Below are 14,121 nucleotides of genomic sequence, written 5' to 3' on the forward strand. Positions count from 1 at the left end.
GCTCCTTTTAACCCCCGACGGCCACACCCACACCGTATGAGTTCGGAGACGGAGCCGACACCACCACCGGACAACCGCTACGTCGAGGACCCGCCGACTGAGTTCGATCCCATCGACGGCCTGACCGACGACGCGGCCCGCGAGCAGGCCGCGGCGCTCCGCGAGGCGATCCGGTACCACGACTACCGCTACTACGTGCTGGCCGATCCGGTGATCGGGGATCGGGCCTACGACGCCCTCTTTTCGCGGCTCGAAGCCCTCGAAGACGCCTTCGATCTCGACCGCGCGGACAGCCCCACCCAGCGCGTCGGGGGCGAGCCGCTGGACGAACTCCAGTCCGTCGAACACGTCGCGCCGATGGGATCGATCGACCAGGGCGGCGAGGCCGACGAGGTCCGCGAGTTCGACCGCCGGGTCCGGGATCGACTGGCAGACGCCGGCTACGAGGACGAGATCGACTACTTCTGTGAGCCGAAGTTCGACGGGCTCTCCGTCGAGATCGTCTACGAGGACGGCCGGTACCAGCGGGCCGCCACCCGCGGCGACGGCGAGGTTGGCGAGGACGTGACCGAGAACGTCCGCACGATCGCCAGCGTCCCCCAGCGCCTGCGCGGTGACTACCCCGACTATCTCGCCGTGCGAGGCGAGGTGTACATGCCGCGCGACGCCTTCACCGAGTACAACAGCGAGCGCATCGAACGCGGCGAGGACCCCTTCGCCAACCCCCGCAACGCCGCGGCGGGGACGCTGCGCCAGCTCGACCCGTCGATCACGGCCGAGCGACCGCTCTCGATCTTCTTCTTCGGCGTGCTCGACGCGTCGGTCGGTTTCGACTCCCACGGCGCGCTCCACGAACGGTTCCCCGAGTGGGGGCTGCGAGTGTGTGACCGGACCGCCGTGGTCGACGATATCGACGCCGCCATCGACTACCGGGACCGACAACTCGACGCGAGGGACGATCTGGACTACGAGATCGACGGCGTCGTCATCAAGGTCGACGACCGCGCCGCCTGTGACCTGCTGGGGTCGACGAGTCGCGCCCCCCGCTGGGCCTTCGCCTACAAGTTCCCGGCGCGCAAGGAACGGACGACGCTGCGTGACGTTGCCGTCCAAGTGGGTCGGACCGGCCGGCTGACGCCCGTCGCGCTCCTCGATCCCGTCGAGGTCGGCGGCGTCACGGTCTCGCGGGCGTCGCTGCACAACCCCGCACAGATCGAGTCGCTCGGCGTCGACGCCGGTGACACGGTCCGGATCAAGCGAGCCGGCGACGTGATCCCGGACGTGGTCGAAGTCGTCGAGTCGAGCGGCGAAGCGACGTTTGCCTTCCCCGAGCGCTGCCCGGTCTGTGAGAGCCCGGTCGAGCGCGACGGGCCGATGGCCTTCTGTACCGGCGGCCTGGCTTGTCCCGCCCAGCGCGAACGCGCGATCGAACACTACGCCAGCCGCGACGCGCTGGACATCGAGGGGGTGGGCGAGAAGGCCGTCGCGACGCTCCTGGACGCGGGGCTCGTCGAGAGCCCGGCCGACCTCTACGATCTGACCGTCGACGAACTGGCCGCCCTCGAAGGGTGGGGCCAGCGCAGCGCCGAGAACCTCGTCGCGGAGGTCGACGCGACCCGCGAGCCGCCGCTGGCGAACTTCCTCGTCGCGCTCGGCATCCACGAGGTGGGGACGGTCACGGCCCGGAACCTCGCCCGCGAGTTCGGGAGCTTCGAGGCGATCCGCGAGGCCGGCGAGGCCGGCGACACGGACGCGTTCGAGGCCGTCGACGACGTGGGGCAGATCGTCGCAGAGAGCATCTGCGAGTTCTTCCGTGGCGAGCGCAACGAGGCGGTACTCGACGACCTGCTCGACCACGTCGACCCCCAGCCGGCCGACACGGAGACCGGCGACGCGCTCGACGGGCTGACGTTCGTGTTCACGGGCTCGCTCGACGGCTACACCCGCAGCGAGGCACAGGAACTGGTCGAGACCCACGGCGGCGCTGCGACCAGCAGCGTCTCGGGCAACACCGACTATCTCGTCGTCGGCGACAACCCCGGCCAGTCAAAGCGCGACGACGCCGCGGCGGAAGGCGTCGAGACGATCGACGAAGAGGCGTTCGCGGACCTGCTCGCCGACCGCGGCATCGAGAACTGAGAGCGCAGTCCCGAGGCAGCTACAGGTCGGCGTCTTCGAACCGGAGGATACCGATCAGGATCGGCAGCGTGATCCAGACGAGCAACATCGCCATCGCGCCCAGCTGGAGCCGGAAGTCCGGGAGCCCCTCGCCGACCTCGGAGGCGAACAGCACGTCGTTCATCAGTGCCTGTCGGAGGATCTGGAAGTCGCCGGTCGGGCTGAGCAACTGGAACACACGCAGCGTCTCCTGGACTGTCAGGGGCATCCAGCTGGGCCACTGGCCGCTAAGTCTGAGGACGATGACGAACGACGCAGTGTTGATCGCCCGCCAGAGGATGTTGAACAAGAAGTAGAAGCCAAAGACCGAGAGCAGTATGCGGAAGCGAGACTCGAAGGTCGCGGACATCCCCGTCGCGACGGAGACGAACGCGACGCCGAACAGCGTCGCCAGTAGGAGGTAGCCGAAGTACTTCGCGGCCTCGAACTCGACGCCGACGACCAGCAGCGCCACCGCTGGCACGAGCATCCCCAGCACGAGCGGGACGACGAACGCGGCTGTCCGGCCCAGCGCCTTCCCCAGGATCACGTCCGTCCGGGAGTGAGGCAGCGACAACAGAATCTTCAGCGACCCGGAGTCGCGTTCGTTGACGATCGCCCCGAACGAGATCGCGATCGCGATCAGCGGGACGATGTACTGGAACAGCATGTGGAGGAGCCCCAGGATGTCCGTGGAGGTGGGATCCGACTGGACCCACCCGAGCACCGCGGCAGCCAGCGAGACCAGCGCGATGAACCCGATCGTCAGCCCCCACAAGAGATAGGATCGGGAGGCGTCCTGGAAGTCCTTGCGCGCGACGGCCTGCCAGCTCATGCTTCGGCCTCCTGGCGCTCGGTGTAGGAGCTGAACACGTCGTCGAGCGACGCCTCCTCGGTCTCGAAGTCCTCGACGCTGACCTCGGCGTCTTCCAGCGCGTTCAGGACCGCCATCTTCTGGTCGCCCTCGCAGGTGACCGTGATGGCGTCGCTGTCGGAACGCACGTCGGAAACGGCGTCCAGTGCCCGGACGGCAGCCACACCGTCGTCGATCTGGCTCGCGGTCCCGCCGACGGTGACCGTCAGCGTGAGGCCGGTGTCGTAGGCCTCGCGCAGCCCCTCGATGGTGTCTTTGGCGACCAGTTCGCCCTCTCTGAGGATCCCGACGGTGTCACAGACGGCCTCGACCTGCCCGAGGATGTGCGACGAGAAGAAGACGGTCGCGCCGCGTTCGTTCTCCTCGCGGACGATCTCCTGCATCATCCGCGCGCCGTTGGGGTCGAGTCCAGAGGAGGGCTCGTCGAGGATCAACAGGTCGGGCTCGCCGACCAGCGCCATCGCCAGCACGAGCCGCTGGGACATCCCCTTGGAGTACCCCCCCGCCTTGCGCTTTGCATCTTCCTCGCTGAGGCCGACCCGATCCAGAAGTGCGTGCGGGTCGTCGTCGGCGTCTTTCGACTCGATCGCGAACTCCAGGTGCTGGAGCCCGGTCAGGCGGTCGTACACGTCGTACCCCTCCGGCAGGACGCCGGTCCGCTCGCGGATCCGCGTGGAGTCCTCGTAGGAGTCGTATCCCAGTACCTCCGCGCGACCCTCCGTGGGCCGGACGAAGTCCAGCAGGATGTTGATGCTCGTCGACTTCCCAGCGCCGTTGGGGCCGAGGAAGCCGAAGATCTCACCCTCTTCGACGGTGAGATCCACCTCCTGTAGCGCGGTCACGCCGTCGAACCGCTTCGTTACTCCGTCCAGTTCTATTGCAGCCATACGCGCCGAATTTACCCCGGTGACGTAAAATCTTCGTGGAACTGACTCGTCGCGTCCCGGCAGGCGTCTGCACTCGTCGCGCCGCTCGGGGACCCTAGATCTCGTCGTCGGGAGCGAACTGCTCGCGAACCCGCTCGACCTCGCGAGCGTACCGCTCGCGTTCGTCGTCGTCCTCGACGGGCTCTAGGTCCTCGACCGGGACCTCCGTGGCCGCGGTCGGTGGCTGCTGGCGCAGCATCGTCGTCGATCGCTGGCTCGTCTGTGCGCGCTCGCCGTCCGGCGTCGCGTACACCAGCGTCACGAGGTTCTTGTCCCAGTAGTCCCGTTCGACCAGCCAGCACTGCACGGTCTCGGTCATTACTCCCCCTTCGCCGCCGACGGTTTAGGGCCTGTGGGTCCGGCGGCCTCACAGGACGCCGACGTTGAACGAGGCGATCGTCAGCAGCAACGCGACGACCGACACGAAGACGCCGCCGAGGATGATGAGCCGGTACTGGACCTCCCGGCGCGAGGGGAGTTCTTGCAGTAGCTTCGAGATGTGGTCGTCGGCGACTTTGAACGCTTTCACGCTCTCTTCCATCGACTTGGCCTTCTTCTCGCGCCCTTTGACCATCTGCTCTCGGATGGTCTGGAGGCGGCGCTCGCTCTCTGCCTTGCTCGGAGCGTCCAGTCGGGTGATCGTGTACAGGGTCGGTGCCACTCGCTCGTTGAAGTACTGGTCGAGCTTCTTGTCGGGCACGGACTGTGCGCTGTCGAACGCGGCACGCTGGATGTGTGCTTCCATCTCGCCGAGGTTCTCTCTGGCCCCGTCGATGTCGTCCTGTTCCAGATCGTTGAAGATCTTGCTCATGTGGTCCAGTGCGTCCCGAAAGTTCGTCATCGCGACCCAGTTGTGCTCGCCGCGCTCCTCTTCGGCCCAGATGTGTGTCCGCTTTGCCCGCTCGTAGGGCTCTCCGAGGAGGCGTTCGAGCTCGGTCAGGATCTCCGCTTCAGTCTCGGGGTCGTCGACGACGCTGTTGCGCAGATCGTCGAGATCGCTCCTGTCGAGTGGTGACTGGCGGTCCTCCATGCGCTGACGGAGCTAGAGTCCCAGCCGTTGCTTGATTCGCTCTCGACGCGACTGGTACTCGGACTTGTCGACCACGTCAAGCCGGTCGGTGTCCTTGTACCCCTCTCTGGCACCGTTGGGGTGGTGTGGTTTCGTGATCTCGATGTCGGATCGCTCCTCGAACTCGTGGATCGGCATCTCGGCGAGTTCTTCGGCCTCGATTCCGGCGCTCTTGGCCGTCTCTTCGGTCAAAAACTGGAAGAATTCGTCGCCGTCCATCGCTTCGTACTGCGACTCGAACTCGTCGTCGACCGCGTCGTTCCCGTCGTCCCCCTGTCGTTTCGACGGGCAAGTGTCGTCACCGGCACTACTCAGCATTGTCCTGACCTATTGCGCTATATTTGATATGTCCTTCGTTTTCGAACGTACCCACGTCGGCTGATCCGGTAGTTTCGCACGCTCCGGCGCTGTCGGCGTCGGCTACAGGCCGGTCCGGATTGATCATACGACGCATCTGTGCGGCGAGCTATTTAAAGACTGCCCAGTCGAGACGGTGACCTGTCTCCTGTACGGACAGGTGGGGTTCGGTGACAGTGGTCGATGGATCACCACGCCCGTTCTCGATTCTGGTACTCCCGCCAGCAGATTCATACCGGCCGCTCGCAAACGGCCGACAATGACTGGCTGGCTCGACCGGGCCGACGAACTCCTGTACGACGGGGAAGAGTCCATCGAGCGGGTCCGGATCGGGGAGGGGGGCGTCGTGGTCACGTCCCACCGCGTACTGGTGTTTACGCCCGGCGGCGACGGGGCGAACTTTCGGGACGTAGATCGCCCGAACGTCGTCGGCGTCGCCGCCGGGACCAGCGGTGAATGGGCGTTTCTGGAGCGGGCGATCAAGGCGCTGGTCGCCGGTGGCGTGTTGCTGGTCGCGGGCCAGACGGTGAGCCTCGACTCGATGGTCGAGGGCATCGAGATCGGGGCCAGCGCGGGACAGGTCGGGATGGGCGGCATGCTGGGACTGCTCCAGACGTTCCTCTCGCTGATGGCCCAGCTGGACGAGTTGCTGACGCTTTTCGGTGCGCTGGCACTGCTGTTCGGGGCGATCGTGCTGGGCGTCTACGCCTGGTCGCGCGAGGCCGAACTGGTCGTCTCCGTGGCCGGCGACGAGGAGGACCTGCGGCTGCCAGCGCCGGACGACGCCGCCGCGGTCGCCGCGCGACTGGAGTCCGTGATCCTCCCGCAGGGCGAGTCGTGAGCGGGCGTCACTGGTCGTCCGTCTCGGGGCTGCGCTGGACGACGAGGACCGGGCCGAGGAATCGCTCGGCGACCTGGTCGGTCGGCATCCCGAACACGAACGTCGAGAGCGACGGGTCGGACTCGCCCATGACGACGGCGTCGAACTCGGCGGCCGTCTCGACGATCGCGTCCAGTGGCGACACGTCGCGGTCGACCGCCGTTTCGAGGCGCGACGGCTCGACGCCCTGCTCTGCCAGCCGGTCGGTGAGTCCGTCCAGAAGCGTCTGGCTGTCCTCGTCGGTCTCCCCGTCGGCCGCGACGTGATACAGCGTCACGCCGACCTCGCTCTCCGCGAACAGCCCGGCGACGACGCGGACGAGGCGGTCGACGCCGACCGTGCCCCGGACCGCCACGAGGATATCGTCGGGCGGCTGCGTCGAGTTCGGGACGAGGACGGCCAGACAGTCGTGTTCCTCGATCGTTCGGTCGATCGTCTGCTGGCCGTCGTGGGTGAAGACGAGGCGTCGCTCCGTGGTCGCGCCGACGCTCTCGAACAGCGACTCGAACTCGTCGAGGCGCTCGGTCGCCCGGTCCTCGAACTGCATCCGGGCCTGACCGGGGGCGGTCTGTTCGGGCACGACGTGATACCCCAGCAACACGACGTGGGCGTTCGCGAGCAGTTCGGGCACGCCGTCGGGAATCGGTTCGCCTTCCAGTACGCGGATCGGGACGAGTATCGGTGGTCTGGTCATGTTAGACAGCTCCTTTGAGGGATACGTCACCGGCGTAGTACCGGTACCAGCCGTACGAGACGACCATGATCGCGACCCCGATCACGATCGAGGCCGGTTGCATGAACGCGATCAGTGCGACACTCGCGAGCGCGCCCAGTGCCGGCACGACCGGGTAGCCGGGGACCGTGTAGCTGGGCGTGTACCAGGGAGGATCTCGCCGTCGCAACACGAGTAACGCGACACACAGCAACGCGTACATGACGAGATGGAGGAACGAGGCGACCTCCGCCAGTAGCTCTACCTGCCCGGTGGCGACGAGCACGAGAATGGGGCCACCGGCGGCCAGCAGCGCCACGTGGGGCGTTCCGTACCGGAGGTTGATCTCGCTGGCCTTGCGGGGCAACAGGGCGTCCCGGCTCAGTGCGTACACGGCCCGTGACGCACTGAGGATCGAAGCGTTCGCGCTCGAAAACGTCGCCAGCAGGCCGGCAAAGAGGATCGCGATCGCACCGGGCACGCCCAGGAAATCCCGAGCGACCTCCACCATCGCCGTCTCCCCGAACCGACCGAGCTGCTCGGCTCCGAACGCGCTCGTCGCGACGAAGATCGTCACCACGTAGAAGACGGTGACGATCACGACCGAGCCGACCATCGCGAGCGGGAGGTTTCGCTCCGGGTCCTTGATCTCGCCCGCGACGGTCGCGACCTGTGCGAACCCGAGGTAGGACGTAAACACGAGGGCGGCCGTCGAGAACACCGCCGGGAAGATCCCCTGTGAGAAGAACTGCTCCGGGGCGCTCTCTCTGCCGAAGACGCCGACCGCGTCGAGGACGCCGTAGGTGAGAAAGACGGTCAACACGACGAGCAAGATGCCGACCACGGCGTTTTGCAGCGTCGCCGTGTTCTCGGTCCCGCCGATACTCAGCGCGGTCAGCGCGACGCCGAACACCAGCCCGACGGCGATGACCGGATTCACCGAGAGAACGACGCCGACCTCCGCGAGCACCGCGGTCGCGTAGTGGCCCAGACCGACGAGGTAAAACGCCGAGGCAAACACCAGCCCGAGCCACAGCCCCAGCCCGACGACCGAACCGTAGGCCGTCCCCAGCCCCCGAGAGATGAAGTAGTAGCCCCCACCGCTGCGGGGCATCGCCGTGGCCAGTTCCGAGGTCGGCAACGCCACCAGTAGCGCGACGACGCCGCCGATGGCGAAAGAGAGCGTGGCCGCCAGCCCGGCGTTCTGGGCGGCGAGTCCAGGAAAGACGAAGATCCCCGCCCCGATCATGGTCCCGATCCCGATGGCGAGTCCACCGACCAGCCCGATCGTCCGCTCCAGTTCGGTGTCGTCGTGGACCGTCGTCTCGTCGGTCACTCGCTCCGGTGGTGCCGTCGGTGACTCCCCGTCGACGTTCGCACCGCTCGCCTCGTCTCCGGGACCAGACTCGCCCATGCGTGAACTGTCTCTCAGATGGCTGATAAAGCTGGTCCCGGTGCGTGACGTTCAAAGCCGCTCAGTGCCAACAGCAGCGCGATGGACGCGACAGGGGTCCGCGAGGCCGCCGACACCCTGCCCCGAGAGCCCGGCGTCTACCACTTCGTCGCCGACCGCGTGCTGTACGTCGGCAAGGCCGTCGACCTGCGCGATCGGGTCCGCTCCTACGCCGACCCGCGATCCGCACGGATCGCACAGATGGTCGAGCGCGCCGAGTCGATCGAGTTCAGCGTCACCGACACGGAGACACAGGCGCTCTTGCTGGAGGCGAACCTGATAAAGCGCCACCAGCCGCCGTACAACGTCCGGCTCAAAGACGACAAGTCGTATCCGCTCGTCCAGCTCACCGACCACCCGGTGCCCCGGATCGAGGTTACCCGCGACCCCGACGAGGGCGCGACCGTCTACGGCCCGTTCACCGACAAAGGCCGGGTCGAGACCGTCGTCAAGGCCCTGCGGGAGACCTACGGCCTGCGGGGGTGTTCCGACCACAAGTACGAGGGCCGCGACCGGCCGTGTCTGGACTACGAGATGGGGCTCTGTACCGCGCCCTGTACCGGCGAGATCGGTCCCGCCGACTACGCCGAAGACGTGGCGAGCGTCGAGCGCTTTTTCGGCGGCGAGACCGGCGTGCTGGCCGATCCGCTCCGCCGGGAGATGGCCGCCGCGTCGGAGGCCCAGGAGTTCGAGCGCGCGGCCAACTGTCGAGACAAGCTCGAAGCCGTCGAGGCGTTCCACGGCGACGCCGACGACGCGGTCCAGACGACCCGCGACGAACGGGCCGTCGACGTGCTGGGAGCCGTCCGCGAGGGCGAACGCGCGACCGTCGCCCGCTTGCACGCCGCCGACGGCCAGCTGGTCGATCGCGAGCGCCACGGGCTCGACGCGCCCGACGGCGACGGCGTCGGCGAGGTCCTCTCGGCGTTTATCACCCAGTACTACGCCGAACGCGAGTTTCCGGAGGCGGTGCTGTGCTCGGAACGCCCCGGCGAGGACGTCGTCGGGTGGCTCGCTGGCGAGGGCGTCGACGTGCGCGTCCCCGGTGCGGGACGCGAGGCGACGCTGGTCGACCTCGCGCTGAAGAACGCCCGCCGTGGCGGCCCGGCACGCGACGACACCGCCGCACTGGCCGACGCGCTCTCGATCGACGCCGCCGACCGTATCGAGGGGTTCGACGTGAGCCACGCACAGGGGCGGGCCGTCGTCGGGTCGAACGTCACCTTCGTCGACGGCGACGCCGCCAAGCGCGACTACCGCCGCAAGAAGCTCACGGAGCGCAACGACGACTACGCCAACATGCGGGAGCTGGTTCGCTGGCGGGCCGAGCGAGCGATCGAGGGTCGGGACGACCGCTCCGATCCCGACCTCCTCCTGATCGACGGCGGCGACGGCCAGCTCGGCGCGGCGCGGGACGCGCTGGCCGAGACCGGCTGGGACGTGCCGGCCGTCGCGCTCGCAAAGGACGAGGAGTTGGTCGTGACCCCCACCGGCACCCGCGACTGGGACGACGACGATCCGAAGCTCCACCTCTGTCAGCGAGTGCGCGACGAGGCCCACCGCTTTGCCGTCCAGTACCACCAGACCGTCCGCGACGAGGTCGCGACGGCGCTGGACGAGGTCCCCGGCGTCGGTCCCGAGACCCGCAAGCGACTGCTCAGGCGTTTCGGGAGCGTCGACAACGTCAGAACCGCCTCGACGGCGGAACTGCTGGCCGTCGAGGGCGTCGGCGAAGCGACCGCGGCGACGCTCCAGTCGCGACTGTCCTGACGCCGCTAGGCCGGCTGTTCGAGTTCGCCGGCCACGTCCAGGTGCAAGGTCCCCTTCGCGTACCCCTCGGTCGTGCCGTCCGGACGCATCCGGAAGACGACGGCGGGTTCGTGACCCACGTCCGGACGTTCCCCGAGAATGCGTCGCCAGTCGTCGTCGGGGAACGACGAGCAGTCGACGAACAGCGCGGCGTTGCCGTGGATCGCGATCTGGTCGCGGGTCTTGGCGTCGCCGCTGGCCTTGACCGCGTGGATCGGCGAGTCGATCTTGCGGCGGTTCGTCGGCTGGGGACGGGTCACCTCGACGAGGATGTCGTCGACCTGGAAGTCCAGCGCGTGGCCCGACCCCAGTTCGACCTCGGGCTCGAAGTCGTGGCCCGCGTCGGCGAGCAGCTTGGCGGCGTTGAACTCGCCCATCGTCGCCTGCATTCTGGTCAGGTCGACGCCATCGCTGGTCCCGAGCTTGCTCGCCATCGTGTAGCGGTGGTCGTCGAGCAGCCCCGTCGAGAGCAGCTCCTCGTAGAAAGACAGCGCCGCCTCGCGGTCGGCGTCGGGGAACCCACCGGCGTGGTCCCGGAAGAACGCTCGCGTCGACTCCCGGCCGTCCTTCGAGAAGAAGACCGGCAGGAAGAACCACGCCAGGTGGTCGTATTCGGCCAGCCACGGGTCCTCCTGTTCGAGCTGGGCGAGCAGTTCGCGCTTCCCCCAGCGGGCGACCCCGTGTGGTGCTTCCTCGAAAGTACACTTGTTCGTCCGCCACAGCGTCTTCGGCGTCTCGGTGTTGCCCAGCCAGTAGGCGTCGGCGTCGGACCAACAGAACAGCGCGAGGTCGCCGTTGTCCATCGCGATGCGGCGCGCTTCGTAGCCGTCGGGCGGGCGGTACCACGGATCGGCCGTGGTCGCGCCGAACTTCGCGTCGAGGGGCTGGTAGAGGGCGTCGTGTACTCGTCCCGCGTTCCAGCGTTCGGACGAGTGTCGGAATCGAATCGGGCCTGCCACGGATCACCGTACACGCCCAGCCCGTTTGAGGGTTCTGCATGGGCGCAACTGTCAGTCGTATTTCATCCGACCGTTACATTGATAACTACTACCATGTTACTTTGAGTGTGGTAAGCAATGTCGATGGGCGCATATGACGAAGACGAACACGAACGCCGCGAGCGCAAGAACAGCGACGTCGATCTGAGCGAAGACGACGACCGGACAGCGTACCACGGCGAAGTCGAGTACGACTCCAGCGATTCGACCGAAGAACTGCTCGATCAGTTCGAGCAGATCAAATCCTCGTAGCTACGCCGTCGTCTGTCGGCCGAGCAGAAACACCGACAGTGACATCACGACCGTCACCGCGACGACGTGTGCCACGACGGCCGCGAGCAGCACCCGAAACTCCAGGACGAACGGGACCAACACCAGCTGGAGCAGTCCGAACCCGAGGATCTCCAGGTCCGCCCGGCGCAACACGGCGGCGGTCTCCGGGTCGAACCGGTAGCGTGCCGACCGCCACAGCGACGTGATCGCGGCCCACCAGCCGGTGCCGATCCGGTAACACACGTCCCACAGCACCAGCAACATCAGGTAGACGACCAGTATCGGCTGGTCGGGGCCGAACAGTCGCCCGACCAGCGTCTCCCCGCCCTGCTGGGGGTCGAAGACGAACAGGTGGGTCACCAGCGCGATGTAGGCGAGCACCGAGAGGACGACCTCGACGTTCGAGCTAAAGAGGAGGTCGCGGTAGTCGCCGGGAACGTCGATCCGGCGAACCAGCGTCCCGATCCGCAGCATCTCGACGCTGCCGATCGCGGCGACGACGACCGCGGCCGTGCCGGCGACCGCGGCCGCCCAGAGGTCGTAGTACGCCGCCAGGACGAGCACGCCGAGTTCGAAGACGAGCAACTGGATGGCGACGGCGGCCCACGCCGGCAGGCTGATCCCCGGTAGCGCCCCGACGATGCTCTCGTAGACCCACGTCTCTCCGTACCGGAGCGGTCGCGGGTCCTCGCTCACCGGGACCGGACCTCCGCCGGGAGCTGCTCGACGGCCAGCCGGGCCTCGCGCTGGCCCAGTGCCCGCTCGACCGCGGTCTCGAACGGCGTCAGCTCGACGGGTAGCAGTTCGCGGATCGGCTCGTCGTTGGCGACGACGGGATTTTTCAGCCCCTCGATCAGCGGCCGTGCGACGCTGGTGGGCACGTCGGTGACGAAGCCGATCCAGTACGAGGACAGCCGCGGCGAGAGGACGGGGATCGGGATGATGTAGGGCTCGCCGGTGCCCATCACCTTGCCGGTCCGCTTGAGGATCTCCGCGTAGGAAAGCACCTCCGGCCCGCCGATGTCGTATGTCTCGCCCGCGGTCTCGGGCACGTCCAGTACCCCGACGAGGTAGGCGATCACGTCGTCGATGGCGATGGGGTGACTGGGCGTCTCGACCCACTGTGGCGTCGTCATCACCGGCAGCCGGCGGTCCATCTGGCGCACCATCTCGAAGCTCGCCGAGCCGTCGCCGATGATGATCGCCGCCCGCAGCGTCGTCAGGTCGTAGTCGCCGTCTCGCAACAGCCGTTCGACCTCCCGTCGCGATTCGAGGTGCGAGGACAGCTTCGTCGTCTCCTCGCCGAGGCCGCCGAGGTAGACGACGCGGTCGACGCCCGCCTCGCTGGCCGCGTCGGCGAAGTTCCGCGCCGCGGTCCGGTCGCGCTCCTCGAAGTCCTCGCCGGCCCGCATCGAGTGGACGAGGTAGTACGCGGCGTCGATCCCGTCGAGCGCGTCGTCGAAACTGCCCGGTTCCAGCAGGTCGCCGACGGCGACCTCGACCCCGTCGGGGCCGTCGTACCCCGTCGGATCACGAACGAGTGCCCTGACCTCGTGGCCCCGCTCCAGCAACGCGGGCACGAGGTTCCCGCCGACGAAGCCGGTCGCACCGGTGACCAGAACGTGCATGGTTCTACTGTGTGCCAGGCTACCGTAACTGTTGGGCCCGCCCCCTCACTCGTCGGGGAACGGCAGGTCGATCCGGCGGCCGTCGTCGGGGACGAAGACCTCGCCGTCGAAGGCCTCGCGGGCGTCGTCGAGGATCGGCCGGGGGTTGCCGCCGTAGCGCGTCGAGATGTGGGTGAGCGCGAGTCGCTTCGCGCCGGCCTCCTGTGCGACCTCGCCGGCCTCGCGGCCGGTCGCGTGTGCCGTCGTGCGCGCTCGCTCCGCCCAGTCGTCGGCGAAGGTGGCGTCGTGGACCAGCAGGTCGGCGTCCTCGCTGGCTTCGACGACGGCGTCGGTGGGGCGAGTGTCACCGGTGTAGACCAGCGTCCGGCCGGGTCGGTCCGGACCGACGACCTCCTCGGGCTGGACGGTCCGGCCCTCGTGTTCGACCGGCTCGCCGCGGTGGAGCTTCGAGTACTTCGGGCCGGGCTCGATCCCGAGTTGCTCCTCGGCTTTCTCGCGGTCAAACCGGCCCTTGCGGTCCGCCTCGACGACGGCGTAGCCGACCGACTGACAGCGGTGCTGGGTGCGGATCGCCCGCACGTCGTAGCCGTCGCCGTCGAGCACGGTGTCGCCGGCCGAGACCTGCGTGATCCGGACCGGGAACGAGGGCGTGTCGCCGGTGACCGAGACGAGGTCTTCGATGGTCCCTCGCGTGCCGGAAGGTGCGTGGATCGCCAGGGGCTCCTCGCGGTCGTTGAAGTCGAACGTCTGGAGGAGGCCGGGGATCCCCAGCACGTGGTCGCCGTGGGTGTGCGTGACGAAGACGTGGTCGACGGCGAAGCCGGTCCCAAAGCGCATCATCTGGCGCTGGGTCCCCTCGCCGCAGTCGAACAGGAGCCTGTCGCCGTCTCTGTTGACGAAGAGCGCGCTGGGGTTGCGCTCCGTCGTCGGCACCGCTCCGCTCGTCCCGAGAAACGTCACGCGCATGCTCTGGTTCTGGGTGAGC

15 protein-coding genes are annotated in these 14,121 nt (G+C 67.8%); 4 read left to right on the top strand and 11 right to left on the bottom strand.

Annotated elements, in window-relative coordinates:
* Positions 1-36: 36 nt before the first annotated feature.
* Positions 37-2,139 carry an NAD-dependent DNA ligase LigA gene (ligA, locus tag ACAH01_RS15440; protein WP_372479783.1) on the top strand — a complete coding sequence of 701 codons (2,103 nt, stop codon included), beginning with the start codon at positions 37-39 and terminating at the stop codon, positions 2,137-2,139.
* Between the two features lie 19 nt (positions 2,140-2,158).
* Here ligA and ACAH01_RS15445 read toward each other — a convergent pair whose 3' ends face one another.
* The 5 genes from ACAH01_RS15445 to ACAH01_RS15465 all read right to left on the bottom strand — a co-directional run bounded on the left by ACAH01_RS15445 (position 2,159) and on the right by ACAH01_RS15465 (position 5,344).
* A complete protein-coding gene (locus ACAH01_RS15445; RefSeq protein ID WP_372479784.1) occupies positions 2,159-2,992 on the bottom strand; it encodes an ABC transporter permease in 834 nt (277 codons plus the stop codon).
* The gene (locus ACAH01_RS15450; protein ID WP_170093280.1) at positions 2,989-3,918 is read right to left on the bottom strand and encodes an ABC transporter ATP-binding protein; all 930 of its coding nucleotides are present in this window, start codon (positions 3,916-3,918) and stop codon (positions 2,989-2,991) included. The genes ACAH01_RS15445 and ACAH01_RS15450 overlap by 4 nt, the downstream gene beginning before the upstream one ends.
* A 94-nt stretch (positions 3,919-4,012) precedes the next feature.
* A complete protein-coding gene (locus ACAH01_RS15455; RefSeq protein WP_208627670.1) occupies positions 4,013-4,276 on the bottom strand; it encodes a hypothetical protein in 264 nt (87 codons plus the stop codon).
* Between the two features lie 48 nt (positions 4,277-4,324).
* Complete coding sequence (locus ACAH01_RS15460) at positions 4,325-4,987, bottom strand: hypothetical protein (protein WP_153552130.1); 663 nt, start codon at positions 4,985-4,987, stop codon at positions 4,325-4,327.
* A gap of 12 nt (positions 4,988-4,999) precedes the next feature.
* Positions 5,000-5,344: a hypothetical protein gene (locus ACAH01_RS15465; RefSeq protein ID WP_372479785.1), complete on the bottom strand. Its 345-nt coding sequence runs from the start codon at positions 5,342-5,344 to the stop codon at positions 5,000-5,002.
* Between the two features lie 298 nt (positions 5,345-5,642).
* Between ACAH01_RS15465 and ACAH01_RS15470 the strand changes: the two genes are divergently transcribed.
* Positions 5,643-6,224 carry a hypothetical protein gene (locus tag ACAH01_RS15470; RefSeq protein ID WP_372479786.1) on the top strand — a complete coding sequence of 194 codons (582 nt, stop codon included), beginning with the start codon at positions 5,643-5,645 and terminating at the stop codon, positions 6,222-6,224.
* A gap of 7 nt (positions 6,225-6,231) precedes the next feature.
* Here the strand turns inward: ACAH01_RS15470 and ACAH01_RS15475 are convergent, their stop codons facing one another.
* Both ACAH01_RS15475 and ACAH01_RS15480 read right to left on the bottom strand, forming a co-directional pair.
* Positions 6,232-6,957, bottom strand: coding sequence for a universal stress protein (locus ACAH01_RS15475; protein ID WP_372479787.1), 726 nt, complete (start codon positions 6,955-6,957; stop codon positions 6,232-6,234).
* A gap of 1 nt (position 6,958) precedes the next feature.
* Positions 6,959-8,389, bottom strand: coding sequence for an APC family permease (locus ACAH01_RS15480; RefSeq protein WP_372479788.1), 1,431 nt, complete (start codon positions 8,387-8,389; stop codon positions 6,959-6,961).
* A gap of 81 nt (positions 8,390-8,470) precedes the next feature.
* On the opposite strand from ACAH01_RS15480, the gene ACAH01_RS15485 reads away from it, so the two are divergent.
* Complete coding sequence (locus ACAH01_RS15485; RefSeq protein WP_372479789.1) at positions 8,471-10,198, top strand: excinuclease ABC subunit C; 1,728 nt, start codon at positions 8,471-8,473, stop codon at positions 10,196-10,198.
* 5 nt (positions 10,199-10,203) lie between these two features.
* Here ACAH01_RS15485 and ACAH01_RS15490 read toward each other — a convergent pair whose 3' ends face one another.
* Positions 10,204-11,196 carry a DUF5784 family protein gene (locus ACAH01_RS15490; protein WP_372479790.1) on the bottom strand — a complete coding sequence of 331 codons (993 nt, stop codon included), beginning with the start codon at positions 11,194-11,196 and terminating at the stop codon, positions 10,204-10,206.
* Between the two features lie 117 nt (positions 11,197-11,313).
* Between ACAH01_RS15490 and ACAH01_RS15495 the strand changes: the two genes are divergently transcribed.
* Entirely contained in the window at positions 11,314-11,487 is a 174-nt protein-coding gene (locus ACAH01_RS15495; protein ID WP_015762043.1) for a DUF5786 family protein, read from the top strand.
* Here the strand turns inward: ACAH01_RS15495 and ACAH01_RS15500 are convergent, their stop codons facing one another.
* The 3 genes from ACAH01_RS15500 to rnz are packed head-to-tail and all read right to left on the bottom strand — an operon-like array spanning position 11,488 to position 14,102.
* A complete protein-coding gene (locus ACAH01_RS15500; protein WP_153552137.1) occupies positions 11,488-12,204 on the bottom strand; it encodes a hypothetical protein in 717 nt (238 codons plus the stop codon).
* A complete protein-coding gene (locus ACAH01_RS15505; RefSeq protein ID WP_372479791.1) occupies positions 12,201-13,136 on the bottom strand; it encodes an NAD(P)H-binding protein in 936 nt (311 codons plus the stop codon). The genes ACAH01_RS15500 and ACAH01_RS15505 overlap by 4 nt, the downstream gene beginning before the upstream one ends.
* A 45-nt stretch (positions 13,137-13,181) precedes the next feature.
* The gene (gene rnz, locus ACAH01_RS15510) at positions 13,182-14,102 is read right to left on the bottom strand and encodes a ribonuclease Z (RefSeq protein ID WP_372479792.1); all 921 of its coding nucleotides are present in this window, start codon (positions 14,100-14,102) and stop codon (positions 13,182-13,184) included.
* Positions 14,103-14,121 lie beyond the last annotated feature (19 nt).

This window comes from Halomicrobium sp. HM KBTZ05, from assembly GCF_041530035.1.
Taxonomy (GTDB): Archaea; Halobacteriota; Halobacteria; order Halobacteriales; family Haloarculaceae; genus Halomicrobium.

Excerpts from the sequence above, each read along its gene's own strand:
- ACAH01_RS15450 (WP_170093280.1), bottom strand. The coding sequence starts at position 3,918 with ATGGCTGCAATAGAACTGGACGGAGTAACGAAGCGGTTCGACGGCGTG.
- ACAH01_RS15470 (WP_372479786.1), top strand. The coding sequence starts at position 5,643 with ATGACTGGCTGGCTCGACCGGGCCGACGAACTCCTGTACGACGGGGAA.
- ACAH01_RS15475 (WP_372479787.1), bottom strand. The coding sequence starts at position 6,957 with ATGACCAGACCACCGATACTCGTCCCGATCCGCGTACTGGAAGGCGAA.
- ACAH01_RS15455 (WP_208627670.1), bottom strand. The coding sequence starts at position 4,276 with ATGACCGAGACCGTGCAGTGCTGGCTGGTCGAACGGGACTACTGGGAC.
- ACAH01_RS15480 (WP_372479788.1), bottom strand. The coding sequence starts at position 8,389 with ATGGGCGAGTCTGGTCCCGGAGACGAGGCGAGCGGTGCGAACGTCGAC.
- ligA (WP_372479783.1), top strand. The coding sequence starts at position 37 with ATGAGTTCGGAGACGGAGCCGACACCACCACCGGACAACCGCTACGTC.
- ACAH01_RS15485 (WP_372479789.1), top strand. The coding sequence starts at position 8,471 with ATGGACGCGACAGGGGTCCGCGAGGCCGCCGACACCCTGCCCCGAGAG.
- ACAH01_RS15445 (WP_372479784.1), bottom strand. The coding sequence starts at position 2,992 with ATGAGCTGGCAGGCCGTCGCGCGCAAGGACTTCCAGGACGCCTCCCGA.
- ACAH01_RS15465 (WP_372479785.1), bottom strand. The coding sequence starts at position 5,344 with ATGCTGAGTAGTGCCGGTGACGACACTTGCCCGTCGAAACGACAGGGG.
- ACAH01_RS15495 (WP_015762043.1), top strand. The coding sequence starts at position 11,314 with ATGTCGATGGGCGCATATGACGAAGACGAACACGAACGCCGCGAGCGC.
- ACAH01_RS15505 (WP_372479791.1), bottom strand. The coding sequence starts at position 13,136 with ATGCACGTTCTGGTCACCGGTGCGACCGGCTTCGTCGGCGGGAACCTC.
- rnz (WP_372479792.1), bottom strand. The coding sequence starts at position 14,102 with ATGCGCGTGACGTTTCTCGGGACGAGCGGAGCGGTGCCGACGACGGAG.
- ACAH01_RS15460 (WP_153552130.1), bottom strand. The coding sequence starts at position 4,987 with ATGGAGGACCGCCAGTCACCACTCGACAGGAGCGATCTCGACGATCTG.